At 63.5% G+C, this 24,976-nt stretch carries 26 protein-coding genes; 14 read left to right on the top strand and 12 right to left on the bottom strand.

Annotation, left to right across the window (positions count from 1 at the left end; all coding sequences use genetic code 11):
• Positions 1 to 13: 13 nt before the first annotated feature.
• Positions 14 to 406: an endonuclease domain-containing protein gene (locus tag AC1DRD_RS13065; RefSeq protein WP_478029201.1), complete on the bottom strand. Its 393-nt coding sequence runs from the start codon at positions 404 to 406 to the stop codon at positions 14 to 16.
• A 122-nt stretch (positions 407 to 528) separates the two neighbouring features.
• Positions 529 to 981: a GatB/YqeY domain-containing protein gene (locus AC1DRD_RS13060; protein ID WP_478029200.1), complete on the bottom strand. Its 453-nt coding sequence runs from the start codon at positions 979 to 981 to the stop codon at positions 529 to 531.
• A 105-nt stretch (positions 982 to 1,086) separates the two neighbouring features.
• On the opposite strand from AC1DRD_RS13060, the gene carA reads away from it, so the two are divergent.
• The 5 genes from carA to AC1DRD_RS13035 all read left to right on the top strand — a co-directional run bounded on the left by carA (position 1,087) and on the right by AC1DRD_RS13035 (position 7,133).
• A complete protein-coding gene (gene carA / locus AC1DRD_RS13055; RefSeq protein WP_478041707.1) occupies positions 1,087 to 2,250 on the top strand; it encodes a glutamine-hydrolyzing carbamoyl-phosphate synthase small subunit in 1,164 nt (387 codons plus the stop codon).
• Positions 2,247 to 2,609 (top strand): hypothetical protein, encoded by a 363-nt coding sequence (locus tag AC1DRD_RS13050; RefSeq protein WP_478041706.1) that lies wholly within the window; start codon positions 2,247 to 2,249, stop codon positions 2,607 to 2,609. Before carA ends, AC1DRD_RS13050 begins: the two co-directional genes overlap by 4 nt.
• On the top strand, positions 2,609 to 5,932 hold the full coding sequence (gene carB, locus AC1DRD_RS13045; protein ID WP_478041705.1) for a carbamoyl-phosphate synthase large subunit: 3,324 nt from the start codon (positions 2,609 to 2,611) through the stop codon (positions 5,930 to 5,932). The genes AC1DRD_RS13050 and carB overlap by 1 nt, the downstream gene beginning before the upstream one ends.
• An 83-nt stretch (positions 5,933 to 6,015) precedes the next feature.
• Complete coding sequence (gene greA / locus AC1DRD_RS13040) at positions 6,016 to 6,492, top strand: transcription elongation factor GreA (RefSeq protein ID WP_478029196.1); 477 nt, start codon at positions 6,016 to 6,018, stop codon at positions 6,490 to 6,492.
• A 5-nt stretch (positions 6,493 to 6,497) separates the two neighbouring features.
• Entirely contained in the window at positions 6,498 to 7,133 is a 636-nt protein-coding gene (locus tag AC1DRD_RS13035) for a rhomboid family intramembrane serine protease (protein ID WP_478041704.1), read from the top strand.
• A 44-nt stretch (positions 7,134 to 7,177) separates the two neighbouring features.
• On the opposite strand, the gene AC1DRD_RS13030 is transcribed toward AC1DRD_RS13035, so the two are convergent.
• Genes AC1DRD_RS13030 through AC1DRD_RS13010 form a run of 5 tightly spaced genes read right to left on the bottom strand, consistent with a single transcriptional unit; the run spans position 7,178 to position 9,078 of the window.
• Positions 7,178 to 7,408, bottom strand: a complete 231-nt coding sequence (locus AC1DRD_RS13030) for a DUF4170 domain-containing protein (RefSeq protein WP_066810542.1) — start codon at positions 7,406 to 7,408, stop codon at positions 7,178 to 7,180.
• Between the two features lie 41 nt (positions 7,409 to 7,449).
• The gene (locus tag AC1DRD_RS13025) at positions 7,450 to 7,917 is read right to left on the bottom strand and encodes a hypothetical protein (protein WP_478029194.1); all 468 of its coding nucleotides are present in this window, start codon (positions 7,915 to 7,917) and stop codon (positions 7,450 to 7,452) included.
• Positions 7,918 to 7,948: 31 nt separating this feature from the next.
• The gene (locus AC1DRD_RS13020; RefSeq protein ID WP_478041703.1) at positions 7,949 to 8,236 is read right to left on the bottom strand and encodes a DUF3618 domain-containing protein; all 288 of its coding nucleotides are present in this window, start codon (positions 8,234 to 8,236) and stop codon (positions 7,949 to 7,951) included.
• A complete protein-coding gene (locus AC1DRD_RS13015) occupies positions 8,233 to 8,589 on the bottom strand; it encodes a phage holin family protein (RefSeq protein WP_478041701.1) in 357 nt (118 codons plus the stop codon). Before AC1DRD_RS13015 ends, AC1DRD_RS13020 begins: the two co-directional genes overlap by 4 nt.
• Before the next feature lie 15 nt (positions 8,590 to 8,604).
• Positions 8,605 to 9,078 carry a hypothetical protein gene (locus AC1DRD_RS13010; protein WP_478041699.1) on the bottom strand — a complete coding sequence of 158 codons (474 nt, stop codon included), beginning with the start codon at positions 9,076 to 9,078 and terminating at the stop codon, positions 8,605 to 8,607.
• A gap of 189 nt (positions 9,079 to 9,267) precedes the next feature.
• Here AC1DRD_RS13010 and eno point away from each other — a divergent pair, with 189 nt between their 5' ends.
• The 3 genes from eno (at position 9,268) to AC1DRD_RS12995 (ending at position 12,941) form a co-directional block, all read left to right on the top strand.
• Entirely contained in the window at positions 9,268 to 10,548 is a 1,281-nt protein-coding gene (gene eno / locus AC1DRD_RS13005; RefSeq protein ID WP_478041697.1) for a phosphopyruvate hydratase, read from the top strand.
• 217 nt (positions 10,549 to 10,765) lie between these two features.
• A complete protein-coding gene (locus AC1DRD_RS13000) occupies positions 10,766 to 11,083 on the top strand; it encodes an FtsB family cell division protein (RefSeq protein WP_066827655.1) in 318 nt (105 codons plus the stop codon).
• An 88-nt stretch (positions 11,084 to 11,171) separates the two neighbouring features.
• Complete coding sequence (locus tag AC1DRD_RS12995; protein ID WP_478041695.1) at positions 11,172 to 12,941, top strand: DUF885 domain-containing protein; 1,770 nt, start codon at positions 11,172 to 11,174, stop codon at positions 12,939 to 12,941.
• A 157-nt stretch (positions 12,942 to 13,098) separates the two neighbouring features.
• Here the strand turns inward: AC1DRD_RS12995 and AC1DRD_RS12990 are convergent, their stop codons facing one another.
• Both AC1DRD_RS12990 and AC1DRD_RS12985 read right to left on the bottom strand, forming a co-directional pair.
• Positions 13,099 to 14,538: an MFS transporter gene (locus AC1DRD_RS12990; RefSeq protein WP_478041693.1), complete on the bottom strand. Its 1,440-nt coding sequence runs from the start codon at positions 14,536 to 14,538 to the stop codon at positions 13,099 to 13,101.
• Positions 14,535 to 14,933, bottom strand: coding sequence for a cupin domain-containing protein (locus AC1DRD_RS12985; protein ID WP_478041691.1), 399 nt, complete (start codon positions 14,931 to 14,933; stop codon positions 14,535 to 14,537). Before AC1DRD_RS12985 ends, AC1DRD_RS12990 begins: the two co-directional genes overlap by 4 nt.
• 293 nt (positions 14,934 to 15,226) lie before the next feature.
• Between AC1DRD_RS12985 and AC1DRD_RS12980 the strand changes: the two genes are divergently transcribed.
• The 5 genes from AC1DRD_RS12980 to AC1DRD_RS12960 all read left to right on the top strand — a co-directional run bounded on the left by AC1DRD_RS12980 (position 15,227) and on the right by AC1DRD_RS12960 (position 19,614).
• Positions 15,227 to 17,560 carry a GH92 family glycosyl hydrolase gene (locus tag AC1DRD_RS12980; RefSeq protein ID WP_478041689.1) on the top strand — a complete coding sequence of 778 codons (2,334 nt, stop codon included), beginning with the start codon at positions 15,227 to 15,229 and terminating at the stop codon, positions 17,558 to 17,560.
• A gap of 50 nt (positions 17,561 to 17,610) precedes the next feature.
• Positions 17,611 to 17,997, top strand: a complete 387-nt coding sequence (locus tag AC1DRD_RS12975; RefSeq protein ID WP_478041688.1) for a DUF427 domain-containing protein — start codon at positions 17,611 to 17,613, stop codon at positions 17,995 to 17,997.
• Between the two features lie 77 nt (positions 17,998 to 18,074).
• Entirely contained in the window at positions 18,075 to 18,410 is a 336-nt protein-coding gene (locus tag AC1DRD_RS12970) for a WYL domain-containing protein (RefSeq protein ID WP_478041686.1), read from the top strand.
• Positions 18,411 to 18,494: 84 nt separating this feature from the next.
• A complete protein-coding gene (locus AC1DRD_RS12965) occupies positions 18,495 to 19,163 on the top strand; it encodes a hypothetical protein (RefSeq protein ID WP_478041685.1) in 669 nt (222 codons plus the stop codon).
• A 79-nt stretch (positions 19,164 to 19,242) separates the two neighbouring features.
• Positions 19,243 to 19,614 (top strand): GFA family protein, encoded by a 372-nt coding sequence (locus tag AC1DRD_RS12960; RefSeq protein WP_478041684.1) that lies wholly within the window; start codon positions 19,243 to 19,245, stop codon positions 19,612 to 19,614.
• A 42-nt stretch (positions 19,615 to 19,656) separates the two neighbouring features.
• On the opposite strand, the gene AC1DRD_RS12955 is transcribed toward AC1DRD_RS12960, so the two are convergent.
• The gene (locus AC1DRD_RS12955; protein WP_478029181.1) at positions 19,657 to 20,013 is read right to left on the bottom strand and encodes a hypothetical protein; all 357 of its coding nucleotides are present in this window, start codon (positions 20,011 to 20,013) and stop codon (positions 19,657 to 19,659) included.
• A 218-nt stretch (positions 20,014 to 20,231) separates the two neighbouring features.
• On the opposite strand from AC1DRD_RS12955, the gene AC1DRD_RS12950 reads away from it, so the two are divergent.
• Positions 20,232 to 20,987, top strand: a complete 756-nt coding sequence (locus tag AC1DRD_RS12950) for a phosphatase PAP2 family protein (RefSeq protein WP_478041683.1) — start codon at positions 20,232 to 20,234, stop codon at positions 20,985 to 20,987.
• Between the two features lie 97 nt (positions 20,988 to 21,084).
• Here the strand turns inward: AC1DRD_RS12950 and AC1DRD_RS12945 are convergent, their stop codons facing one another.
• Positions 21,085 to 22,587, bottom strand: coding sequence for a hypothetical protein (locus AC1DRD_RS12945; RefSeq protein WP_478041682.1), 1,503 nt, complete (start codon positions 22,585 to 22,587; stop codon positions 21,085 to 21,087).
• Positions 22,588 to 22,590: 3 nt separating this feature from the next.
• Entirely contained in the window at positions 22,591 to 24,966 is a 2,376-nt protein-coding gene (locus AC1DRD_RS12940; protein ID WP_478041681.1) for an ATP-dependent helicase, read from the bottom strand.
• Between the last annotated feature and the right edge of the window lie 10 nt (positions 24,967 to 24,976).

The raw sequence follows: 24,976 nt of genomic DNA, 5'->3' as shown, positions 1-24,976 counted from the left end.
GTGGAGGGCGGCGCTAGCAATTCCCCTCCCGCTTGCGGGAGGGGTTAGGGGAGGGCATGTCACGAAGGACTTGCTCGATCTCAGAAACGACTCCTTCGACGTTGCCCATGACCTCGTTGTTCCAGAACCGAATCACGCGATAGCCGTGTCCTTCGATGAAGCGGGTTCGCTCGGCGTCCGCTCGCTCGCTTTCCCCGTGGGTGGCGCCATCGACTTCAATCACAAGCTTGGCGCCCCGGGACACAAAATCGCAGATGAACTCGCCGATCGGGAACTGCCTGTTGAAGCGGACGCCGGCGACCTTGCGGGCGCTAAGCCGCGCCCAAAGCTTGCGTTCCGCGGGCGTCATATTGGCGCGGAGTTCGCGCGACCGTCGCGTGGGACGTTGATAGTTTTTGTCCGACATGCCCTCCCCCAACCCCTCCCGCAGGCGGGAGGGGAGTTAAGTTTTCCCAGGCCGCTAACCTACTATTCCCCTCCCGCTTGCGGGAGGGGCTAGGGGAGGGGATGTCTCCAAATTGGAGCTAGTTACGACAGCGCCGCCTTCACCAGCCCACTCGCCTTGGACATATCCAGATTCTGTGCATGCCGAGCCTTAAGCTCCGCCATCACGCGGCCCATGTCCTTCATGCCCGACGCGCCCAGCTCGGCCTTGATCGCCTCGATCGCCGCGCTGGTCTCCGCCTCGCTCATCTGCGCGGGCAGGAACCGCTCGATCATGTCGATCTCGCCTTGCTCGACATCGGCGAGTTCCTGGCGACCGCCCTTCACGTACATCTCGATCGATTCGCGGCGCTGCTTGACCATTTTCTGCAGGACTTCGGTGACGAGTGTGTCGTCCTCGGTCGGTTGCGCTTTGACGCGCTCCTCGATGTCGCGGTTCTTGATCGCGCTCTGGATCAGGCGGATCGCCGCTGTGCCCTGCTTGTCGCCGCTTTTCATGGCGGTGATCAGCGCTGTTTTGATGTCATCTCTTATCATGGAGCCCACATAGCGACGCGAGCCGGTTGACGCGAGGGGGTGGGGGGTCTAGCTGCCGGGCCTTAGCGACATCGCTGCCCAAACCAAACGGAGTGCCCGCCCGCAATGGCCGACGCCAAGCCTTTCGACGTGCCCGCAGGAGCGACTGGATGCCTAGTTCTGGCGTCCGGGGAAATAGTGTGGGGCCGCGGCTTCGGTGCCGAGGGACAGGCGGTCGGCGAAGTGTGTTTCCACACCGCGATGACCGGCTATCAGGAGATCATGACCGACCCGAGCTTCGCCGGTCAGATCATCACCTTCACCTTCCCGCATATCGGCAATGTCGGCGCCAATCCCGACGATATCGAGGCGGACATGCCCCACGCGCTCGGCATGATCGTGCGCGAGGATGTCACCGCGCCGTCGAACTTCCGCTCGGTCGAGCGGCTCGATGACTGGATGAAGCGCCATGCGCGGGTCGGTCTGTCGGGGATCGACACGCGCGCGCTGACCAAGCGGATCCGCACCGGTGGCGCGCCCAACGGCGTCATCGCGCATGCTGCCGACGGCAAGTTCGACGTGCCCTTGCTGCTCGACATGGCGCGCGCCTGGCCTGGGCTTGAGGGCATGGACCTCGCGATCGCGGTCACCACCGAGATGGATTACGGCTGGGAAGGCGGCGTCTGGCGGTTGGGATTCGGCTATGGCGACGAAGGACGCGAGGATGACCGCCCCCACGTCGTCGCGATCGATTACGGCGCCAAGCGCAACATCTACCGCAATTTGGTCAAGGCCGGCGCCAAGGTCAGCGTCGTCCCCGCCACCGCGACGTTCGATCAGGTGATGGCGCTCAAGCCCGACGGCCTGTTCCTGTCGAACGGCCCGGGCGATCCCGCCGCGACCGGCGAGTACGCCGTGCCGGTGATCCAGCAATTGCTCGAAACCAACATCCCGCTGTTCGGTATCTGCCTCGGCCACCAATTGCTCGGGCTAGCCGTGGGCGCGAGCACGACCAAGATGTTCCAGGGCCATCGCGGCGCCAACCATCCGGTCAAGCGCCTCAGCGACGGCCGGGTCGAGATCACCAGCATGAACCACGGCTTCGCGGTCGAACGTGACAGCCTGCCGGCCAATGCCCGCGAGACGCATGTGTCGCTGTTCGACGGCTCGAATGCTGGGCTCGAACTGACCGACCACCCGGCGTTCAGCGTGCAATACCACCCCGAGGCGAGCCCGGGGCCGCAGGACAGCTTCTATCTGTTCGAGAAGTTTGTCGGGGGACTGAAGTGACCCTTGATGCCGCCCAGCACTCCAAAATTGAGCAGGAGCTGGCGGTGTCCTTGGAAAAACCGGATTTCTCCAGCGCAAGCTTGTGGTTGACCTATTATCTGAACGGTGCGCCTACGGCGTTGCGCGAACTCGCGGGCACTCTCGGCAAGCACGGATATGTCAACCTAGACGGCTGGGAGAGCGGCTTTCTCTACCCGAAGCAGGCGTGCATTCCGAAATCCGACGATATTGCCCGGCAGATCGAGGACCTCCGCTCCGTGTGCGAACCTAGATCGATCGAGATGCTCCACGTCGACCTGGACACAAGTTCGAACGTCGGTGGCTCAGCCTTTCAGACCCTTATCGAGTTCGCTCACTAATGCCCAAACGCACTGACATTTCCTCGATCCTCGTCATCGGCGCCGGGCCGATCGTCATCGGCCAGGCGTGCGAGTTCGATTATTCGGGCACACAGGCGATCAAGGCGCTGCGCGAAGAGGGCTATCGCATCGTCCTGGTCAATTCGAACCCGGCGACGATCATGACCGATCCCGATCTGGCCGATGCGACCTATATCGAGCCGATCACGCCTGGCGTCGTCGCCAAGATCATCGAGAAGGAGCGGCCCGACGCGGTGCTGCCGACGATGGGTGGGCAGACCGCGCTCAACACCGCGCTGGCGCTCGCGCAGGACGGCACGCTCGAGAAATTCGGCGTGATCATGATCGGCGCCGATGCCGAGGCGATCGACAAGGCCGAGGACCGGCTCAAGTTCAAGGACGCGATGACCAAGATCGGTCTCGAAAGCGCGCGTTCGGCGATCGCGCATTCGGAAGCCGAGGCGCTGGAAGGGCTGGAGAAAGTCGGTCTGCCGGCGATCATTCGCCCGAGCTTCACGCTAGGCGGCACTGGCGGCGGCGTCGCCTACAACAAGGACGAGTTCATCGACATCGTCCGTAAGGGGCTCGACGCCAGCCCGACCACCGAGGTGCTGATCGAGGAATCGTTGCTCGGCTGGAAAGAGTACGAGATGGAGGTCGTTCGCGACCGCAAGGACAATGCCATCATCGTCTGCTCGATCGAGAATATCGATCCGATGGGCGTCCACACCGGCGACTCGATCACCGTCGCGCCCGCACTGACGCTGACCGACAAGGAATATCAGATCATGCGCAACGCGTCGATCGCGACGCTGCGTGAAATCGGTGTTGAAACAGGTGGTTCCAACGTTCAGTTCGCAGTAAATCCGAAGGACGGCCGCCTCGTCGTCATCGAGATGAATCCGCGCGTGTCGCGCTCGTCGGCGCTGGCGTCGAAGGCGACCGGCTTCCCGATCGCCAAGGTCGCGGCCAAGCTGGCGGTCGGCTATACGCTCGACGAGATCATCAACGACATCACCGGGGCGACCCCGGCCAGCTTCGAGCCGACGATCGACTATATCGTCACCAAGATCCCGCGTTTCGCCTTCGAGAAGTTCAAGGGCGCCGAAGCCGTGCTGTCGACCGCGATGAAGTCGGTCGGCGAAGTGATGGCAATCGGCCGCAACATCCACGAATCGCTGCAAAAGGCATTGCGTGGGCTCGAGACCGGGCTGTCGGGGTTCAACACCGTCGACCGGCTGATCGGTGCGCCGCGCGACGAGATCGAGGCGGCGCTGGCGGTCGCGACTCCGGACCGGCTGCTGGTCGCGGCGCAGGCACTGCGCGAAGGCTTCACCGTCGCCGAGATCCACGCGATCGCCAAATACGATCCCTGGTTCCTCGAACGGATCGAAGAAATCATTGCCGCCGAAAGCGAAGTGATCGCCAACGGCCTACCGCAGGACGCGCCAGGCATGCGCCGGCTCAAGTCGATGGGCTTCAGCGACAAGCGGCTCGCCTATCTCGCTGTGCAGTCGGTGGGTTTACGCGACCGTTTCCCGGCGCGCAGCGGGCTGATCCACGAAGCAGTCAAGGCGATGGCCGGCGGGGTCAACGAAGACGAGGTGAGGGCGCTGCGCCATCGCTTGGGCGTGCGCCCGGTGTTCAAGCGCATCGACACTTGCGCGGCCGAGTTCGACGCCAAGACGCCGTACATGTACTCCACCTATGAGGCGCCGAGCTTCGGTGAGCCCGAGGATGAGAGCCAGCCGTCGACGCGGCGCAAGATCGTCATCCTGGGCGGCGGTCCGAACCGGATCGGGCAGGGGATCGAGTTCGACTATTGCTGTTGCCATGCCTGTTTCGCGCTGGCCGATGCCGGGTTCGAGACAATCATGATCAATTGCAACCCGGAGACGGTGTCGACCGATTACGACACCTCGGACCGGCTCTATTTCGAGCCGCTGACCGCCGAGGACGTGCTCGAGATCCTCTATACCGAGCAGCAGGTGGGCGAACTGGTCGGCGTGATCGTCCAGTTCGGCGGGCAGACCCCGCTCAACCTGGCGCGCGCGCTGGAAAAGGCCGGCATCCCGATCCTCGGCACCAGCCCAGACGCGATCGACCTGGCCGAGGACCGCGAGCGCTTCGCCGCCCTGGTCAACAAGCTTGGCCTGCACCAGCCCGCCAACGGCATCGCGCGCAGCCGCGACGAGGCGGTCGCGGTGGCGGAACGCATTGGCTATCCGGTGCTCATGCGCCCGAGCTATGTCCTCGGCGGCCGCGCGATGGAGATCGTCGACGGCACCCAGCAGCTCGACGATTACATCCAGACCGCGGTCCAGGTATCGGGCGATTCGCCGGTGCTGATCGACCAATATCTGCGCGACGCGATCGAGGTCGATGTCGATGCGATTTGCGACGGCACCGACGTCGTGGTCGCCGGCGTGCTCCAGCATATCGAGGAAGCCGGGGTCCATTCGGGCGACAGCGCCTGCTCGATCCCGCCCTATAGCCTGCCCGCGGACATCATCGCCGAGATCGAGCGCCAGACCGACCTGCTGGCGCGCGCGCTCAACGTCGTCGGCCTGATGAATATCCAGTTCGCGGTCAAGGACGGCAAAGTCTATCTGATCGAGGTCAATCCGCGCGCCAGCCGCACCGTGCCGTTCGTCGCCAAGGCGATCGGATCGCCGATCGCCAAGATCGCCAGCCGGGTGATGGCGGGCGAGAAACTCAAGGACCTGCCGGTAATCGATCGCAACATCGGCTATTTCGCGGTCAAGGAAGCCGTGTTCCCGTTCAATCGCTTCCAGGGGATCGATCCAGTCCTCTCACCGGAAATGAAGTCTACCGGCGAAGTCATGGGAATCGATCAGGATTTCACCGCGGCGTTCGGCAAGGCCGAGCTCGGCGCAGGAACCATCCTGCCCGAGAGCGGTACGGTGTTCATCAGCGTCAAGGACAGCGACAAGCCGGTCATCCTGCCGGGCGCCCGTGCGCTGGCCGATTTCGGCTTCACCGTCGTCGCGACCGGCGGCACGGCCGATTATCTCAGCGAGCATGGCGTGCCGGTCGAGCGCGTCAACAAAGTCGCGCAGGGACGTCCGCATATCGTCGACCGGATCAAGGACGGCGGGATCGACATGATCTTCAACACGACCGAGGGCTGGCAGTCGCTCAAGGACTCGCAGCCGATCCGCCAGGCGGCGGTCGCGCAGAAGATTCCGCACTTCACCACGGCCTCGGCATCGGTCGAAGCTGCGAAGGCTATTGTCGCGCTTGCAACACGGTCACTTGAAGTTCGGCCGTTGCAATCCTATCATTCGCACTCGCACAATTGATCCCCTCACAAGAGAAACAGGTGCGGGCGGTTCCGGGAAGGGGTCGCTTGGGGATGGATATTTGGAACGAGGGACCAGGGGTTATGGCGACTGTTGAGAAGATGCCGATGCTGCAAGAGGGCTATGAAAAGCTCACTGCGGATCTGCGCCGTCTCAAAGACGAACGCCCCCACATCGTGGATGCGATCGAGGAAGCGCGTGCGCACGGCGACCTGTCGGAAAACGCCGAATACCATGCCGCCAAGGAGCGGCAGGGCCAGATCGAGGCATCGATCGCCGATATCGAGGACAAGCTTAGCCGCGCGCAGATCATCGATCCGACCGAATTGTCGGGCGACAAGGTCGTGTTCGGCGCGACGGTGACGTTGCTCGACGACGACGAGAAGCCGGTTAAGTACCAGATCGTCGGCCAGACCGAGGCGGACGCCAAGAGTGGCCGCATCTCGTACAATTCGCCGCTCGGCCGCGCGCTGATCGGCCGCAAGGTCGATGACGAGGTCGAAGTATCGGTGCCGGCCGGCGACCGCTATTACGTCGTCGCCAAGATCGAGTTCATCTAAACCAGATGCAATTCCGCGACGCGCCGGCGACGCACGGGATCGCGATCCTGACCGTCGCCGTGTCGGTGTGCGCGATCCTGTTCGTCGCGCCCGACGTGGCGGCGGTGACTGGCGGGTTCATTCCCGGCCGCGTTCCCGACGTGCCGATCGCCAATTATGCCGGCTGGCTCGTGCCCGTCTGGCTGACTCCGCTCAGCGCCACCTTACTGCATGGCGGGTGGATGCATCTGTTCTTCAACATGGTGATGCTGGTCTATTGCGGACGCGAGGCTGAGCGTGCGCTTGGATCGGTCAGCGTTGCGGCGCTCTATGTGATCGGCGCCTATGCCGCAGCGGCGGGGCAATGGGCGCAGGATCCGGGCGCGGTCATGCCGATGATCGGCGCGAGCGGAGCAATCTCCGCGCTCGTGGCGGCCTATGCGATGCTGTACGGCGGGAGCCGCACGCCAGGCGTCGGCCCGCTACCTGCCGGCCTGATCCATGCTTTGTGGCTCGGAGTGGCCTGGACGGGCATCAATCTGCTGATCGGGTTCACCACCATGATGGGCCAGCCGGTTGCGATCGGCGCGCATATCGGCGGGTTCATCGTCGGCCTGATTCTGGCGCGCCCGTTGCTGCTGTGGCGATATCGCAAGGCGTAAGGGGGCAACCTCAGCTAGAAGCCGATAACATCTGGCAATCGTTCTTAAGCGTGCGGCGCCTGCAACTCTGGATCGGGCTCGAGCAAGCGGTGGAGGTGGACGACCACGAACTTCATTTCGGCATCGTCGACCGTCCGCTGCGCGGCGGCGCGCCAAGCTTTTTCGGCGCTGGCGTAATCGGGAAAGATGCCGACGACCTCGACGGTCGTTTGATCGAAGTCGAGCGTTCGCGGATCCTTGACGCGACCGCCGAACACGAGGTGGAGCTTGCTCATGGCTCCACCCCATAACGCGCTGCGCTGCAGCGTTGAAGCGCCTATTTGGACTTCTTCGCCGGCTTGATCTCCGCGGCCGCGACAGGGCTGCCGTTGAGCGCCGCTTCTCCCGCGCTCGACACCGCTTTGGCCACCTGGTCGATCAGCTTCGAAACCTGCGCTTTTGCCGCGTCCTTACTGAGCGGCAGCGAGCCGAGCTCTGCCTTGGCCGCGTCGCGCGCGGCTTCGGCGGCGCCGGCCGCGACACCGGTCAGGCGCTTGCCGACGGAGCCGAGCAACTCGGTCTCGCGTTTGGTCTTGGGCAGCAACGCGCCCGCCGCCAGGCCAATCGCGATCCCGCCGGCGATCACCGCCAGCGGGTTGGCCTCGATCGCCTTGCCGGCGCGTTCTGCGGCCTTGCGCGTTTCATGGAGCGCGTCGTTGGTCGCGCCACGTGCCGTCGCCAATGCATTTTCCATACGGCCACCTTGCTTGTTCACTGTGCCCTGCGGTTCTGCTGTCTCGGTCATAGTCATGTCCCTCTCAATGGGGTCGAACTCTTCATGCGTCGGTCGGTTGCCTTCGGAGCAGCCGTGCGAGCGGTTTGCGCGCGAAAAATGCGGTCAACAGCGCGGCGACGCCGACGGCGGGCAGGGGATTGCGCTTCACCGACTCGATTCCGGACCGCGCCATTTCGCCACCGACTTCTTTCAGTTCCTCGACCGCGTCGCGTGCAAGGGCGCTGGGCTTGAGTCTGGATTGCAGCGCGACGACCGTTTGGGCGAGCTGACGCCGCGCATCGATGGAATTGGCCTCCGCCTTCACCAGTTCGTCGTCGATCAAATTCACGGCCGCTCGTCCTTGTCCTTGATCTCGGTCGCCTTCTTGACCAGCAGCCAGGCGCTCCAGGCCATGATCGCGGTGACCAGCGCGCCGCCACCGACGACGATCAACGTCGCCCAGCCGGGGCCGACCAGCCAGCGCAGAGTCATCAGCAACCCGACCAGCGCTGCCACCAGCACCGCCTGGGCCAGCACCAGCGCGCCGATCCCGAGCAGGATCGCGTTGCGCGCCTCGTCCAGCCGCGAGAACAGCCGCGCGCGATAGAGTTTGACCTCCGCCCGAACGAAATTCTCGCCATCGTCGATCAGTCGGCTGACCAGCGACGTGATGCTGTCGTCGGGCTGCGGTTCCCCCTCCACGCGCGGCCGCTCGAATCAGGCTTTGGTGTCGTTCGACGGCTTGTCCGACGCTTTGTCGGCCTGGCCGTCGAGCCCTGCCTTGACCAACCGTGCCAGGACAAAACCGATCGCGGCGGCGGTGCCGATCGCGACCGCCGGGCTCTTCTTCACGAATTCGCGCGCATCGTCGATAATGTCGTCGACCTGCTTTTCCTTGAGCGCGCCGGAGAAATTGGCGACCGCGTCGGCGGCGGAGCGGGCATATTGGCCATATTGCTCGCCGACCTTCTCATCGACCGTGCCCGCGGCCTCCTGGAGCATCTTCGCCAGCTCGTCGAGCGCGGTGCCGGCGCGGCTTTTGCCATCCTCGGCATAGCCTTTCGCCTTTTCGCCCGCGTCGTTGGCGAACTTGATCACATTGTCCTTGAGTGCCTGGGTCGCGTTGGGCTTGTCACCAGTCGTCCCGCCGGCGGTCCCGTTCGGCGTCTCGTTCGATGCGGTATCGGCCATGGTACTCTTCCTTACTGGTTCGTTGTCGACGGACGTCGACAATCCTTGTTCCATATCGACAACCAAGGCGACGCTTGCCGGTTCCGTCAGGCGGGACAAGCGATTTGCCGCCCGCGCGCGAAGCCGTTAGAGCGCCGCCGCGACGCCCCAATCCAATTCCTATTACCCCCAATCTAGGAAGACCGTTCCATGACCGCAATCATCGACATTCACGGCCGCCAGATCATCGACAGCCGCGGCAATCCCACGGTCGAGGTCGAAGTGATGCTCGAGGACGGGTCGTTCGGTCGCGCGGCAGTGCCCTCGGGCGCCTCGACCGGCGCGCACGAGGCGGTCGAACTGCGCGACGGCGACAAGAGCCGCTGGTCGGGCAAGGGCGTCCAGAAAGCAGTCGACGCAGTCAATAACGAGATCGCCGACACGTTGCTCGGGTTCGATGCCGAGGATCAGGCCGAGGTCGACGCCGCGATGATCGCGCTCGACGGAACGCCCAACAAGGCCCGGCTCGGCGCCAACGCGATCCTGGGCGTCAGCCTGGCGACCGCCAAGGCCGCGGCCGATGCGCGCGGGCTGCCGCTCTATCGCTATGTCGGCGGCGTCAACGCGCATGTCCTGCCGGTGCCGATGATGAACATCATCAATGGCGGCGAGCATGCCGACAACCCGATCGACTTCCAGGAATTCATGATCATGCCGGTCGGCGCTTCGTCGCTGTTCGAGGCGGTGCGCACCGGGTCGGAAATCTTCCACACGCTCAAGAAGATGCTTCACGAAAAGGGCCTGTCGACCGGAGTCGGCGACGAAGGCGGCTTCGCGCCCGACATCGCCAACACGACCGACGCGCTCGACTTCATCATGCGGGCGATCGAAGGGGCAGGGTACACGCCCGGCGACGACGTCATGCTGGCGCTCGATCCGGCTTCGACCGAGTTCTTCAAGGACGGCAAATATCACATCTCGGCCGAGGGCAAGGTGCTGACCCCGGCGGAGATGGCCGGCTATTATGCCGACCTGGTCGCCAAATACCCGATCATCTCGATCGAGGACGGCATGGCCGAGGACGATTTCGAGGGCTGGAAGGCGCTGACCGACATGGTCGGCGACAAGGTCCAATTGGTTGGCGACGATCTGTTCGTGACCAATCCCAAGCGGCTGGCGGACGGGATCGAGCGCGGCCTCGCCAATTCGATCCTGGTCAAGGTCAACCAGATCGGCACGCTGACCGAAACCCTGGTGGCGGTGTCGATGGCGCAGCGCAATTCCTACACCGCGGTGATGTCGCACCGCTCGGGCGAGACCGAGGATTCGACGATCGCCGACCTCGCGGTCGCCACCAATTGCGGACAGATCAAGACCGGCAGCCTGGCGCGGTCGGACCGGTTGGCCAAGTACAACCAGCTGATCCGGATCGAAGAGGAACTGGGCGACGTCGCGGTGTTTGCGGGGCGGAGTGTGATCCGCGGGAAGTAAGACCTGCGTCGTCATGCCGGGCTCGTCGGCATCCAACTTGCGGCGACGGCTATGTTCCGTTGTGGGGTTGGAGCCGGAAAGAGCGGCGTGACGACTTGGCCTGTTGCTCGCCAGCCACTCGCGATTCAATTCATCGCCAATCCGATTCGATTCGGCGATTTATGGTTAAATACTAGCTTGATCCGCGAGTCGTGGTGAGCGACAAGGCTATCCCAAGATGTCGTCCCGCCGCCGCACCACCTTCGGTTCCGTTTTTCGTCGTGCCGCCTTTCCCGCGCTCGCGCTGGGGATCATGGCGTTTTTCGGCACCTATGCGGTCGTCGGCAGCAATGGCGCGCTGGCCTATGGCGACTACCAGCGCCTGCTCGCCAAGAAGCAGCAGCAGCTTGCCGAGCTCAAGCAGAAGCAGACGGTGCTCGCCAACCGCGTCCAGTTGCTCGACCCAAACAAGGTCGATCCGGACATGGCCGACGAACTGACGCGCAAGCAGCTTAACGTGGTTAATCCCAACGAGGTCGTCGTTCCGCTCAAATAAGCGCCCGCGGGGTTGATGTGGAGCAAGCGCACTGGCGTCGCGCCGCGCAATCTGGCAGCACTCCCACCGATAAGGTTCGGAGAGTCCAATGAAGTTCAAGCTGCTGGGCGCGGTCGCCTGCATCGCGCTGGCGTCGTGTCATTCGTCCACCAACTCCACCAATGTCAACGCGACCAACGTCAACGAAACCAGTGTCGTCAACACGACGGCAGTGCCTACGGCCCCCTCGCCGCAATGGGCACAATTCCGCGACGGCTTCATCAACGGCTGGTTCAAGCTCGACCCCGCGTTTGCGGTCTATCAGGGCAAGCATGAATTTGACGGCGTGATGCCCGACTGGAGCCCGTCGGGGCTGAAGGCACAGGCAGACTTCCTGCACAAGGCGATCACCGACGCCCAAGCGTTCGACAAGGCCAAGCTGTCCAAGGAGGATGCGTTCGAGCGCGACTATCTGGTCCAGGTCGCGCGCGGCAAGCTGTTCTGGCTGGAGGATGCCGATCAGCCGCACACCAACCCGGCTTATTATGTCGGCAACGGCCTCGATCCCAACACCTATATCGCGCGGCCTTACGCGCCAGCGAAAGTGCGGATGGAAGCGCTGATCAAGTTCTTCCGCCAGGTGCCGTCGGCGGTGTGGAACATCCGAACCAATCTGCGCACGCCGATGCCCGAGAGCTTCATCAAATACGGCGTCGCGGCGTTCAGCGGATTCGCGGACTATTATCGCGGCGACGCGCGTAAAGCGTTTGCGAGCGTCCACGACAAGAAGATGCAGAAGGATCTGAAGGACGCCTCCGAAGCCGCCGCGGTGGTGACGGGCGACCTGGCCAAATGGCTCGGCAATCAGAAGAAGACCGCGACCAAGGATTTCGCGCTGGGGCCGGAGAAGTTCCAGCGCATGCTCGCCGAAACGGAGGGCGTCGATACCCCGCTCGATCAGCTCGAGGCCGCGGGCAAGGCGGACCTGGCCAAGAACCAGGAGGCGCTCAAGCAAGCCTGCGCCAAATATGCGCCGAAGAAGACAATCCAGGCGTGCATGGACAAGATGTCCGCCAACAAGCCCGCCGGCAACGATCCGGTCGCCGAGGCGCGGCGCCAGATCCCGATGCTGCGCCAGTTCGTGGTGTCGCACGACATCGTCTCGATCCCCGGCACCGAACAGGCTTTGGTCGAGGAAAGTCCGCCCTATAACCGGCAGAATTCGGCCTATATCGATCCGCCGGGGCCGTTCGATAAAGGCATCCCATCGGTCTATTACATCTCGCCGCCCGACCCGAGCTGGCCCAAGGCCAAGCAACTCGGCTTCGTGCCGGGCAAGATGGACCTGCTCTTCACTTCGGTGCACGAAGTGATGCCGGGGCATTTCGTCCAGTTCCTCCACGCCAACCGCTCGCCCTCGCTCTTCGGCCAGTTGTTCGTCGGCTATGCCTATGCCGAGGGCTGGGCGCATTATGCCGAGGAGATGATGTGGGATGCCGGGCTGGGGAATGGCGATCCCGAGACGCATATCGGCGAACTGTCCAACGCCTTGCTGCGCGATTGCCGCTTCCTGTCGGCGATCGGCATGCATGCGCGCGGCATGACTCAGGCGGACTCGTTCAAGATGTTCCGCGAGCAATGCTATCAGGACGAAGGCAATTCGGACCAGCAAGCGGCGCGCGGGACCTATGATCCGGCCTATCTCAACTACACGCTCGGCAAGCTGATGATCCGCAAGCTGCGCGACGACTGGACCACGACCCGCGGCGGACGCAAGGCGTGGAAGCAGTTCCACGACCAGTTCCTGTCCTATGGCGGCCCGCCGATCCCGCTGGTGCGTGGGGCGATGATGGGGACAGAGTCGAAGTCGGTGTTTTGAGCCGTTATCCCTCTCCCGCATGCGGGAGAGGGAGGGGCCCGCCGCCGAAGGCGGTGGGAGGGTGAGGGTCTTCTTTCTTCTTTTTGGTACTCGCCGCTTCGAAGAAGAAAGAAGACCCTCACCTAACCCTCTCCCGCTTGCGGGAGAGGGCTAAAAACTACCGCGTCGTCTTGAGCGTCGGCACGTCCCCTTGAACCTCGGTCCGCGTGGGATTGCGGATCGACGGACGCAGGCGAGCGATGCTACACAGGCCGGCGACGACCGCCAATCCAACCGACACCAGCGGCGGCACGCGCCCAGCGCCGATACCGAGCGCGAGCAACAGCGCCACGACGGTCGCACCGGTAGTCTGCCCCGTTAGGCGCACGGTCGAGATCAGCCCGCCCGCCGCCGCGGCGCGGTCGCGCGGGGCGCTGCCGATGATCAGGCGGGCATTGGGCGGCAGGAAGGTGCCGAAGCCCGATCCGCACAGCGCCATCCGCCAGGCGATGTCGAAATAGGTCGGGTGATCGGGCAGGAACGCGATCAGCAGCAGCGCGACGATGCTGACACACATACCGATCCCGCCGAGCAGACCCGCCGGAATGCGGTCGGACAGCCAGCCGGCCATCGGCGCGACGATCATGTTGGTCAGCGGCCAGGGTGCGATCGCTGCGCCGACCATCGCCGCGCTGAAGCCGAATTCCTGGGTCAGTCGGAACGGGGTCGACAGCAGCAACGTCATCGACGCGATGAATGCGGTATAAGCGCCGATCACCGACAGCGCGATGACGGGGCGTTCGAGCAGATCGAGCGGCAGGATCGGGTTGGCGTCGCCCCGTTCGCGACGGACGAAATAATAACCGATCAACGCACCGGTCGCGACGATCGCCGCCGAGACAACCGGGCTATTGCCATGGACCGCGCTTTCCGCGCCGCCGATCACCAGCCCGAACATCGCCGCGCACATGACGGCGCCGAGCAGGTCGAAATGCGCATGGCGTGGCTTGGGGTCGGGCAATGCACGACCGAGCACCAGGCTGAGCAACGCAAAGGGAATGGCGCAAGCGAAGACCCAGGGCCAGGGCGCGATCGCCAGCACCAGGCCGCCGATCGTCGGTGCGGCGGCGGCCGAGCTCGACACGATCACCGAGTTGATCCCTAATCCGCGGCCCAATTGCTTCGACGGATAGGTCGAGCGGATCAGCGCCGACGACACGCTGAGCGCGCCCGCCGCACCGATCGCCTGCGCCGCGCGGACGACCAGCAGGAACGGCAGGCTCTTGGCGAAGAAGCACAGCAGGGTCGCGACGGTGAAGATCATCTGCCCGACCTGGTACATTCGCTTCAGCCCGATCCGCTCGCCGAGCCCGGCAAAGGGCAGGAGCAGCATGACGAGCATCAACTGATAGACGGTGACGATCGCGACGACCGAGCTCGAATCGACCTTCAGGTCGCGCGCGATCGACGGCAGCGCGACATTGGCGATGCCGCCGTCGATGATGACCAGGGCCGTGCCGGCGCACAGCGCACCGATCGCGAGGTAGCGCTTGGGCAGCGGCAGGCCATCGCTGCGCGCCGGTTCGATTTCCGGTTCGAGGTGATGGTCGGCGCTCATGCCGGGCTCCATCCTGGCGCCGCCAGTTCGAAGCCGGCGAAATCGAAGCCCGGCGTCACCACGCAACTGACCAAGGTCCAGCCGTCGCGCGGTTCGGCCGCTTGCCAAGCGCCCGCCGGGACCAGCACCTGCGGGTTGTCCGGACCCAGGCGATGGTCGCGCGTCTCGCCGTCTTCATGGATCAGCAAGGTGAGCGGATGGCCATCGTTCCAGATCCACAATTCGGCGGCATCGACGCGATGCCAGTGCGATCGCTCGCCGACATCGAGCAGGAACAGGATCGCGGTGGCGAGATCGCGGCCGCCGCGCGGGTCGGGGGTGCGCATCGTTTCCCTGAACCACCCGCCCTCGGGATGCGGGGCGAGGTTCAGGCGAGCGACGAGCGGATGCGGCATGGGGAGGCTCATGCTCCCGGGAATCAGGGGAGGACAACCCCAAAATAGGGACTTAGTCACGAACATCGCTAGCCCTCTCCCGCTTGCGGGAGAGGGAGGGACCCGCCGCGAAGCGGTGGGAGGGTGAGGGTCTTCTTCCTTCTTCCGAGCGGCCGAAGCCAAAAAGAAAAAAAGACCCTCACCCTCCCGCTGCGCGGGCCCCTCCCTCTCCCGCAAGCGGGAGAGGGGAGTTCTAATGAGCTGATTTCGCCGACAACCTTGGCGCAAGGCCCCCGCTGTGCTTGAAGCACAATATGCCGATCCTCCCCCCGCGCCGCCTTCCCGCCCTACTCGCCGTATGCGGGCTGGTCCTCTCGCCGATCGCCCAGGCCGCGCCGTCGGGCGCCGTCGCTTCGGTCGATCCGTTCATCGGCACCGGCGGAGAAGGGCATACTTTCCCCGGCGCGGTGTCGCCGTTCGGGATGATGCAGGTGTCACCCGACACCGACGCGACTTGCGTGATCCGCACCTGTTACGGCCATGCCGCCGGTTATCGCTATGACGATCCCACAATCCAGGGCTTCAGCCAGACGCATTTCTCGGGCTCGGGCCATTCGGACCTCGGCGATTTCCTGGTCATGCCGGTGGCGGGCGACGCGGTGCCGCTCGAGCCGGGCGATCCCGCCAAACCCGGCAGCGGCTACCGCTCGCGCTTCACCCATCAGGGCGAGGTCGCGTCGCCCGGCTATTATGCCGTCAACCTGACCGACGCCGGCGTCCGCGCCGAATTGACCGCGGGCACGCGGATCGGCGTCCATCGCTATACGTTCGCGGGCGGCAAGCCCGCGCATCTCGTGTTCGACCTACGGTCGAGCCTCTACAATTACCCAGGCAAGGTCTCCTGGTCGTCGGTCCGCCTGCGCGCGGACGGCACCCTGACCGGGGGTCGCGAGACGCGCGGCTGGGCGCCGGGGCGCAAATTGTTCTTCGCGATGCGCTTCTCGCGACCGCTCGCCGGCCATGAGTTCGTCAATCGCGAGACCGACATTCCGTACAAGGGCTTCAAGGGCCCGGGCCGCACCGGCAGCGACATCGCCGAGATCAAGGGCAGGGCATTGGTCGCGCGGCTCGATTTCGGCCGGCTCGACGCGCCGCTCGAGGTCAGGGTGGCGATATCCAGCGTCGACGAGGACGGCGCGATCCGCAACCTCGACAGCGAGCCCGGCGGGTTCGACGCGATCCGGGCAAAGACCGAGGCGGCCTGGGCGAAGGCGCTGGGCGCCATCGACATCCAGGCCGAGCCGGGGATCCGCAAGTCGGTCTATACCGCGCTCTATCATTCGATGATGGCGCCGAGCATCGCCGGCGATGCCGATGGCCGCTATCGCGGGCCCGACGATCAGGTTCACAAGGCGGAGGGCTTCACTTTCCGCTCGACCTTTTCGCTCTGGGACACGTTCCGCGCCGAACATCCGCTGCTGACGATCGTCCAGCCGCAACAGACCTCGACCGATGTCGTCCGCTCGCTGATGGTGAGCCGTGACCAGAGCCCATACGGTATTCTCCCGATCTGGCAGTTCCAGGGGCAGGAGACCTGGTGCATGATCGGCTATCACGCCGTGCCGGTCATCGCCGACGCGTATCTGAAGGGCATCAAGGGGTTCGACGCCAACAAGGCGCTCGACGCCATGGTCGCGAGCGCGACCTATGCGCCGTATGGCGGGCTCGGCGACTATATGAAGCTCGGCTACGTCCCGATCGACCGCGAGCCCGAGGCGGCATCGAAGACGGTCGAATATGCGTTCGACGACTGGACGATTGCGCGGATGGCGCGGAAGCTCGGCCGCAACGATGTCGCCGAGACGTTCGAGAAGCGCGCCGCCTTCTGGCGCAACAGCTTCGATACCCGGACCGGCTGGCTGCGCGCGCGCAAGGCCGACGGCAGCTATCGCACGCCGTTCGACCCGACCGCGATCAACTACGGATCGGATTATACCGAGGGCAATGCCTGGCAATATTCGTGGTTCATGCCGCACGACCAGGGCGGGCTGATCAAGCTGCTCGGCGGCGACACGGCGACCGTCAAGAAGCTCGACGCGATGTTCGATTTCGACAATTCGAAGGTCGATTACAGTCATGCCGAGGACATTGCCGGGCTGATCGGCCAATATATCCATGGCAACGAGCCAAGCCACCACGTCGCCTATCTCTATGCCTATGCCGGCGCGCCGTGGCGCACCCAGGAGCGGCTCAAGCAGATCGTCGACAGCCAGTATAAGCCGACGCCGGACGGCCTGGCGGGCAATGACGATCTCGGTCAGATGTCGGCCTGGCTGGGGTTCACGTCGCTCGGTTTCTATCCGGTCGCGCCGGGCAGCGGGCAATATGTCATCGGCCGGCCGTTCGTCGACCGCGCGACGCTCAACCTGCCCAATGGCAAGCGCTTCACCATCCTCGCCGACAGTCTGTCGGCCGCCAACCGCTATGTCGGTGCGGTGACGCTCAACGGCAAACCGCTCGACCGTGTGTGGATCGGGCATGACGAGATCATGCGCGGCGGCACGTTGCGGTTCACGATGACGGCGACGCCCAACAAGACGTGGGGGGCGAGCATCGCGTCGCGGCCTTATTCGATGAGCGGCTATTGAGTAGGGCAGGGGGCGGACCCATCTGACTGGCAGTCCCAAGGAGGATCGCCATGTCCGATACCGCCACCGCCCGCCCTACGCTGATACCGGGTCCCGACCATCCGATTACCGTGACGCCCAACGCCAAGCGCGTCGTTGTAATGGCGGGCGACAAGGTGCTCGCCGACACGCGCAGCGCTCTGATCTTGCAGGAAGCGAGCTACCCCGCGGTGCAATATATTCCGCGCGCCGATGCCGATCTGGCGGCGCTCGAGCGGACCGATCACCACAGCTGGTGCCCGTATAAAGGCGAGGCGTCCTATTTCTCGATTCCCGGGATCGAGCGCGGCGAGAATGGGATCTGGACCTATGAGCAGCCGCACGAGGCGGTCGCCGACATCCGCGATCACCTCGCTTTCTATCCAGACCGCGTGACGATCGAACAGCGCGACGACTGACGCGGCTGACCGATGGGCGAGCACATTTCGGCCCGACGTTCTTGCTGCAATGCAGCATATACGCTATAACCCGAGTCATGTACCTCGCTGAGAAAACCGATCCCGCGCCGAATGGCGGTGCCCCCGTCATCCTGGAAGGGATCGTCCGCAAGAAGTGCGTTGCGGCGACCTATAACCGCATGGCGGTGATCCTGGCGCCGCACGCCTTGTTCACCAAGAACGGCGCGCTTTACGTCGCCGCGGTGACGATCGAGCGCGACGGGCAGCGCCCGCGTGAGGAGAAAGTCGGGCTGTTCAAGCTCGACGGGCTGGTCGGGCTGCGGCTCGACGAGCGCGATTTCGTGACCAGCTCGGTCTACGAGCCCGAGGACGAGCGCTTCGTCGGCTCGACGCTGATGGCGGTAGAGGGCTGATCCACCGCATCGCCCGCGCCATCGCGCTGGCCTGAAACGCTTTTTCATGCTCAACTCCCCCGGTCGCCTGACAGGGGGTCGGCCATGGGGTTCTTCACGCTGCTGAAGTCGCTCGACGAGCTTCTCTACGAAGTGATGTCGTGGCTGATCTTCTATCCGGTCACCTTGTGGCGCTCGGTGGCGCGGCCGCAGGAGATGATGAACTACGCCGATATCGAGCTCGGCGACCGGCCCGACCAGCAATATACTGACACGCTCACGCCGCCGCTATTCCTGCTGCTGACCTTGATCCTCAGCCACGGCATCGAACTCGCGACCGTGGGGCAGAGCCCGATCGTCGCGAGCAAGGTCGGGCTCGATGCGGTGGTCGGCGACGATACCAATCTGCTGGTGCTGCGGCTGGCGACGTTCAGCGTCTTTCCGCTGATCATGGCGGCGCGGCTGGTGCGGCAGCAGAAGCAACGACTCGACCGCGATACGCTCAGGCCACCATTTTACAGCCAATGCTATGTCACCGCGCCGTTCGCCCTGGTGCTCGGCATTGCGGGGATCCTCCTCACCCTCAAGCCTTTATGGTGCGGGGTAGCGGGGCTCGTGCTCGGGGCGATTGCCTTGCTGTGGTATGGATTGCTGCAGACGCGCTGGTTCGCGCGACACCTCGGCGTTTCCCTGCTGCGCGGCTGGTGGGAAGCCAATATCGCGATGATCCAATCGCTGGCGCTGGTCACGCTCGTGGCGGCGCTGTTTTCCTGAGCGGTTGAGCGCGTCCGCGGGCGGAGGCAGCAACCTCCCACGCAGTCGAGCGTAGCTAGTATCGGAAGGGAGAGCATTGATGACACTGACCGGCCGATGCCATTGCGGGCGCAATGCGTTCGAGGTCGATGGCGACCTACCCGAAAAGCTGACCCGCTGCACCTGCTCGTTCTGCTCGAAGCGCGGGCATCTCTACGCCTATTATCCGCCCGAGCAGTTCAAGGTCACGCAGGCGGACGGCGATGCGATCTATCGCTGGAACAGCCGCATGGTGCACAATCACTTCTGCTCGGCGTGCGGGTGCGATCTCTACGCCGACAGCCCGGATTTCCAGCGCGACGGCAGCTGGGACGGCAAGACGCGGCGGATCGCGGTCAACGCGCGGCTGTTCGACGATTTCGAAGCGGCCGACTGGCCAGTGACGGTGTTGGACGGCAAGAATTTGTGGTGACATGAAAAGGGGCGACCGACCGGCCGCCCCTCTTTTGTTCGTTCAGCGCCAGTTGCGACCGCAGACGCGCACCCAACGGTGATGACGGCGCTCATTGTGGCAACGGCGGCTGTTCCAGCCCCAGCGATTGCCGCGACCGTTGTTCCAACGATCCTGGCGACCGTCGCGACGGCCATTGTCCCAGCGATCGCCACGACGATCGTCGCGACGGTCCATCCGGCGGTCGCCGCGATCATCGCGCCGATCCATCCCGCGATCATCGCGGCGATCGTCACGCACGTCGCCACGCGACTGCGGTGCTTCGATCCCCGGCGCGTTGCCGGCAACAGGCGCCGCGACCGCTGGCGTAACGCCCAGCATGGTGGCCATCAGGCCAGCCGCTATCAGGAACGTCTTCATGTAACCTCTCCTGGCCCGATATGAGCCGTTCCGAACGATACGATTCGCAGCCGTTATGGTTCCTGAACGACCCGTCTCTGGCAGGTTCACATTGGCTTCAGTGCTGGAGGCGCGATCGCGCAGATGTTCCCCTCCCGTAAAACGGGAGGGGAGCGGAGAGCACCCTTCGTCTGGTCCACAAGCCAGGACCGTGCGAGAGTTCGCGCGTTGGAGGAGCGATGGCCGAAGCGGACGATATCGAACGGGTAACCGCCCCCGCCCGGCGTGGCAGCTGGGCGTGGCCCGCGCTCGCCTTGTTCGCCGTCTCGCTGATATTGCTCGGCGTCCATCTTGCCGACGAGCTGATCGAGGGCGAGGGCTTCTCGTTCGACACCCGCTTGCTGCTCGCTCTCCGCGTGCCTGGCCATCCGCAGACGCCGATCGGGCCGTCCTGGCTGTTGCAGTCGGCGGTCGATATCAGCGCGCTCGGCGGCTACACCTTGCTGTGGCTGTTCGGCGTCGCCGGCATCGCCTGGCTGATCGGCGCGGGTAAAAGGTCGGAGGCGGCGGGGATCGCGCTGTCGCTGATCGGCAGTTCGGTGATCGACGGCCTGCTCAAGAGCTGGATCGCCCGCCCGCGGCCCGATCTCGTCCCGCATCTGGTTCAGGTGACCAATGCCAGCTTCCCCAGCGGCCACGCGATGATCTCATCCGCGGTCTATTTGACGCTGGCGCTGATGCTGGCCGAGGGCATGCCGCGCGACGGCTGGCGGGGCAGAGCGGGGCGCGTCGCGGTGGTCGCGTTCTTCAGCCTGCTCGCGGTGCTGATCGGGATGAGCCGGGTGTATCTCGGCGTGCATTGGCCGAGCGATGTGCTGGCGGGCTGGTGTTTCGGGACGGCCTGGGCGTTGCTGGTGTGGATGGGGGATCGGTGGTTGGGGCGGCGGGTGAGGGTCAAACGTTCCGCCAGTAGTGATGTATCCAGGTCATCCTAATTCGGTGATTTCTATTTACGACGGCGGCGAATCATTAAATTGAAATAACGAGATCGCGCATCAGTTTATTCTGGATCGCCCATAAATAGATCGCGTTCTAGTTTATGTTTTTTAGTAGAGAATTTAACAGATATTCAGCAATATCTTTTGTAGAATGGGGAGTATTTTCGACTAACACCGGGCATGATATTGTTATGGACTCGGTAAGATTGTCAGCATGAATACGACAGACCATCTCGTCGTATATATTGTCCGTCGATACTCGCGGAAATAATCTAAACTGAAAAAATTTTTCATCTACGCCGTGCCGCCAATTGCCGCAAGTCATGGCCATATTATTTGATGGTGTTATCGGCTTGTCGTCCTTCCAGTAGAATCTGTCGGGATCTCTCTTGCTTAAAAGTTCAGAATAATCCCTCACATTGCGAGAAGGGTCGAAGGCTGGACTGAGCGGACCGCTAAAGAGCGGAGTGAGATCACTAAACCTACTAGTTTTCCAATATCCCCGGGGTGCTTTGGGGCGATCCGGAAGCGGCGGCAAAGCCGCAGCTATTTCTTGGTCAGTGTGGGCCAATTTCAATAGGGGCGTGCCGGGTTCTGAGGGTAAAAAAACCATAGAGCTACTGGAGAATCGAACAAGGGTATTTGTGGCGGGTTGGGTGCCAATGTTTTGAACTCTAACGCGCAATGTCGGGCAAAATTTCAAAAATGTTATTCGGCCGGCTAGTTCGGAAAAGTATTTCCTGCACTCTTCTAGCCAATCGGGATAGGATTTCTCGCGATAGGTCGATATTTCGGTATCTTTCGCCGATATAAATTCACTAATGAACGGACGGCCTATGGCGTCCTGGGGAATTGGTGGCCGTGACGTTGAAGCGGCAGTGCCAAAATCGGTTTCGATAGGAAAGGCCTCCCGAATCCGTTCGACGAACGCATCAATTTCTCCAACGGATAGAGGCTCAAAAACGATTCGCTCAAAATCGAGCTTGTCGAGGATGTCTCCGTCCTCAGATACAAAGTTTGCAACTATTTCTGGGCGAGCAGTTCGTTGGCGTTCGGATTTCTGGGATTCTTTAGGGCGGAGAGGCGCATTATCAATACATAACCTTAGCGCTTCTTCTAGTTTCTCTGTTAAATTCTCTCGCGCTTGGCGTAACGCGGATCTTGATGCGTCCTCAGCGAGGTTCAACTTTATCGGTGCGCGCCGATGTCGCATGTCGAACGGCAAGTCTTCGGGTTCGGCGCTCGTAAATGTCGGATTCCAAACCAATACAACGCGCTCAGGTCCAAGTGATTTTTTTGCGTATCCGAGTTCGATGAGAACATTGGGGTTGGCGATATGCTTGCCCTCCGCACTGACGGCTATCGGAGTTACGTCGGCGACGAAGACCGATGATTCGTCGATCTTCTCGAATATCGTAGCCACTATTTCTGGCGACCCTGGGGTATTTAAAGTGTCGTGATCTATCTCTGGGCGTTCCGCCTCATCGAAATCAGCAGCTAACCTTCCTATGGCTATACACAGAGCGTCACGGATTACATCTCGCGTTACGCGGGCCGGACGATCGCTCTGCCATGACCAAAAAACTGTGCTCGGCACTATTTACCCCACTGTCACAAAACTATCCATTACACGCTTCCGCCCAGCCTGCTCAAAATCAATCTCGAGCTTATTCCCTTCGATCTCAGCAATCAGTCCGTAACCGAACTTCTGATGGAATACTCGCATTCCTATGTTCAAATCGGACCGACCCTTATTCCCCAAACTCACCGCACTCGCGCGGCTCTCCACCACCCGCGCCGGTTCGCGCGTGAACGTCCGGCTCTGCCATTCCCCACCCGGCTTGGCCGCGTTGAGCGTCCCTGCGGCCCGCTGCCACCCAGGCCCACGCCCGGTCCCGCGCCCGACATCCGCGAACGGATCCGCGCGCTCGCTCCAGTTCGCGCGCCACAGGCTTTCGCCGCCCGACATGCTGCTTTCGCTCTCGATATGCGCGTCGGGCAGTTCGGCGACGAAGCGGCTGGGGATGCTCGACGTCCATTGGCCGTAGATGCGGCGGTTGGCGGCGTGGATGATGATCGCGCGGCGCCGCGCGCGGGTGATCGCGACATAAGCGAGGCGGCGTTCCTCCTCGAGGCTGGTTAGCCCGCCTTCGTCGAGCGCGCGTTGCGAGGGGAACAGGCCTTCTTCCCAGCCAACCAGGAACACGGTGTCGAATTCGAGCCCCTTGGCGGCGTGGATGGTCATGATCGTGACCTTGGCCTCGTCGGCCTGGGCCTCATTGTCCATGACGAGGCTGACATGTTCGAGGAACGCGCCGAGCGTTTCATATTCCTCCATCGCGCGGACGAGTTCGCTCAGGTTTTCGAGGCGGCCGGCGGCGTCGGCGGATTTCTCCGCTTGCCACATGGCGGTGTAGCCGGATTCGTCGAGGATCACTCTGGCGAGTTCCGAGTGCGGCACGCCCCCTCCACCAGTTAGCTCCGCTAACTGGTCGCCCTCGCCGCGAAGCGCGGAGGAGTTCAGCATGTCTCGCCATCGGGCGATGTCGATGACGAGGTTGCCGAGCGCGCGGCGGGCTTGCGGGGTGAGTTCGTCGGTGTCGAGGATGCGCGCTGCCGCGGTCGTCAGCGGCACCTGTTCGGCGCGGGCGAGCTGGTGGACCTTGGCCAGCGCCTTGTCGCCCAGGCCGCGTTTGGGGGTATTGACGATGCGCTCGAACGCCAGATCGTCGGCCGGCTGGGCGACGACGCGGAGATAGGCGAGCGCGTCGCGGATTTCCTGCCGCTCGTAGAAGCGAAAACCGCCGACGATGCGATAGGGCATGCCGATCGAGATGAAGCGGTCTTCGAACTCGCGCGTCTGGTGCTGCGCGCGGACCAGGATGGCGATGTCGTCCAGGCTGCCCTTGCGGATCTGTTGCGCGGCCTCGATCTCGTCGCCGACGCGGCGCGCTTCCTCGGGCCCGTCCCAGACGCCGAGTACCTTGACCTTCTCGCCGTCATTATGCTCGGTCCACAAGGTCTTGCCGAGCCGGCCCGAATTGTTGGCGATCACCCCCGACGCGGCGGCGAGGATGTGTGGGGTGGAGCGATAATTCTGTTCGAGCCGGATCACCTTGGCGCCGGGGAAGTCCTTCTCGAACTTCAGGATGTTCTCGACCTGGGCGCCGCGCCACGAATAGATCGACTGATCGTCGTCGCCGACGCAGCAGATGTTCTTGCGCTCTTGCGCCAGCAGCCGCAGCCAGAGATATTGGACGCTGTTGGTGTCCTGATATTCGTCGACCATGATGTAGCGGAAGCGCTGCTGATAAAGCTGCAGCACCTCGCGATCGGTCTTCAGGATGGTCAGCATGTGGAGCAGCAAGTCGCCGAAATCGCAGGCGTTGAGCGCGCGCAACCGGTCCTGATAGGCGGCATAAAGCTGCGCGCCGCGGCCATTGGCGTAGCGCTCGCCCTCGCCGGCATCGACGTCCTTGGGGGTCAGGCCCTTATTCTTCCACTCGTCGATCAGGCCGCCCAATTGGCGCGCCGGCCAGCGTTTCTCGTCGAGATCCTCGGCCTGGATCAATTGCTTGAGCAGGCGGAGCTGGTCGTCGGTGTCGAGGATGGTGAAATTGGGATGCAATCCGACCAGTTCGGCATGGCGCCGCAGCATCTTGGCGCCGATCGCGTGGAAGGTGCCGAGCCACGGCATCCCCTCGACCGCGTCGCCGACCAGCCGGCCGACGCGCTCCTTCATCTCGCGCGCGGCGCGGTTGGTGAAAGTGACGCTGAGGATCTCCGACGGATAGGCTTTGCGCGTCCACAACAGATGCGCGAGCCGCGCGGTCAGCGCCGCGGTCTTGCCGGTGCCCGCACCGGCCAGCACCAACACCGGGCCGTCGGTGGTCAGCACCGCTTCACGCTGCGGCGGATTGAGGCCGCGCAGATAGGGCGGATCGTCGGGAAGAGAGGCGGGGGCAGGGTCGGTCACGCGTGAACAC

This window comes from Sphingomonas sp. P4_G2 (genome assembly GCF_056401155.1).
Note: the sequence above shows the minus strand (reverse complement) of the source record. Positions and strands in the feature narration are given on the sequence as shown.

What these genes read in the sequence shown, in the direction of transcription:
- AC1DRD_RS13065 (WP_478029201.1), bottom strand. Translation starts at nt 406, where the DNA reads ATGTCGGACAAAAACTATCAACGTCCCACGCGACGGTCGCGCGAACTC.
- AC1DRD_RS13060 (WP_478029200.1), bottom strand. Translation starts at nt 981, where the DNA reads ATGATAAGAGATGACATCAAAACAGCGCTGATCACCGCCATGAAAAGC.
- carA (WP_478041707.1), top strand. Translation starts at nt 1,087, where the DNA reads ATGGCCGACGCCAAGCCTTTCGACGTGCCCGCAGGAGCGACTGGATGC.
- carB (WP_478041705.1), top strand. Translation starts at nt 2,609, where the DNA reads ATGCCCAAACGCACTGACATTTCCTCGATCCTCGTCATCGGCGCCGGG.
- greA (WP_478029196.1), top strand. Translation starts at nt 6,016, where the DNA reads ATGGCGACTGTTGAGAAGATGCCGATGCTGCAAGAGGGCTATGAAAAG.
- AC1DRD_RS13035 (WP_478041704.1), top strand. Translation starts at nt 6,498, where the DNA reads ATGCAATTCCGCGACGCGCCGGCGACGCACGGGATCGCGATCCTGACC.
- AC1DRD_RS13030 (WP_066810542.1), bottom strand. Translation starts at nt 7,408, where the DNA reads ATGAGCAAGCTCCACCTCGTGTTCGGCGGTCGCGTCAAGGATCCGCGA.
- AC1DRD_RS13025 (WP_478029194.1), bottom strand. Translation starts at nt 7,917, where the DNA reads ATGACCGAGACAGCAGAACCGCAGGGCACAGTGAACAAGCAAGGTGGC.
- AC1DRD_RS13010 (WP_478041699.1), bottom strand. Translation starts at nt 9,078, where the DNA reads ATGGCCGATACCGCATCGAACGAGACGCCGAACGGGACCGCCGGCGGG.
- eno (WP_478041697.1), top strand. Translation starts at nt 9,268, where the DNA reads ATGACCGCAATCATCGACATTCACGGCCGCCAGATCATCGACAGCCGC.
- AC1DRD_RS13000 (WP_066827655.1), top strand. Translation starts at nt 10,766, where the DNA reads ATGTCGTCCCGCCGCCGCACCACCTTCGGTTCCGTTTTTCGTCGTGCC.
- AC1DRD_RS12995 (WP_478041695.1), top strand. Translation starts at nt 11,172, where the DNA reads ATGAAGTTCAAGCTGCTGGGCGCGGTCGCCTGCATCGCGCTGGCGTCG.
- AC1DRD_RS12990 (WP_478041693.1), bottom strand. Translation starts at nt 14,538, where the DNA reads ATGAGCGCCGACCATCACCTCGAACCGGAAATCGAACCGGCGCGCAGC.
- AC1DRD_RS12985 (WP_478041691.1), bottom strand. Translation starts at nt 14,933, where the DNA reads ATGCCGCATCCGCTCGTCGCTCGCCTGAACCTCGCCCCGCATCCCGAG.
- AC1DRD_RS12980 (WP_478041689.1), top strand. Translation starts at nt 15,227, where the DNA reads ATGCCGATCCTCCCCCCGCGCCGCCTTCCCGCCCTACTCGCCGTATGC.
- AC1DRD_RS12975 (WP_478041688.1), top strand. Translation starts at nt 17,611, where the DNA reads ATGTCCGATACCGCCACCGCCCGCCCTACGCTGATACCGGGTCCCGAC.
- AC1DRD_RS12970 (WP_478041686.1), top strand. Translation starts at nt 18,075, where the DNA reads ATGTACCTCGCTGAGAAAACCGATCCCGCGCCGAATGGCGGTGCCCCC.
- AC1DRD_RS12965 (WP_478041685.1), top strand. Translation starts at nt 18,495, where the DNA reads ATGGGGTTCTTCACGCTGCTGAAGTCGCTCGACGAGCTTCTCTACGAA.
- AC1DRD_RS12960 (WP_478041684.1), top strand. Translation starts at nt 19,243, where the DNA reads ATGACACTGACCGGCCGATGCCATTGCGGGCGCAATGCGTTCGAGGTC.
- AC1DRD_RS12955 (WP_478029181.1), bottom strand. Translation starts at nt 20,013, where the DNA reads ATGAAGACGTTCCTGATAGCGGCTGGCCTGATGGCCACCATGCTGGGC.
- AC1DRD_RS12950 (WP_478041683.1), top strand. Translation starts at nt 20,232, where the DNA reads ATGGCCGAAGCGGACGATATCGAACGGGTAACCGCCCCCGCCCGGCGT.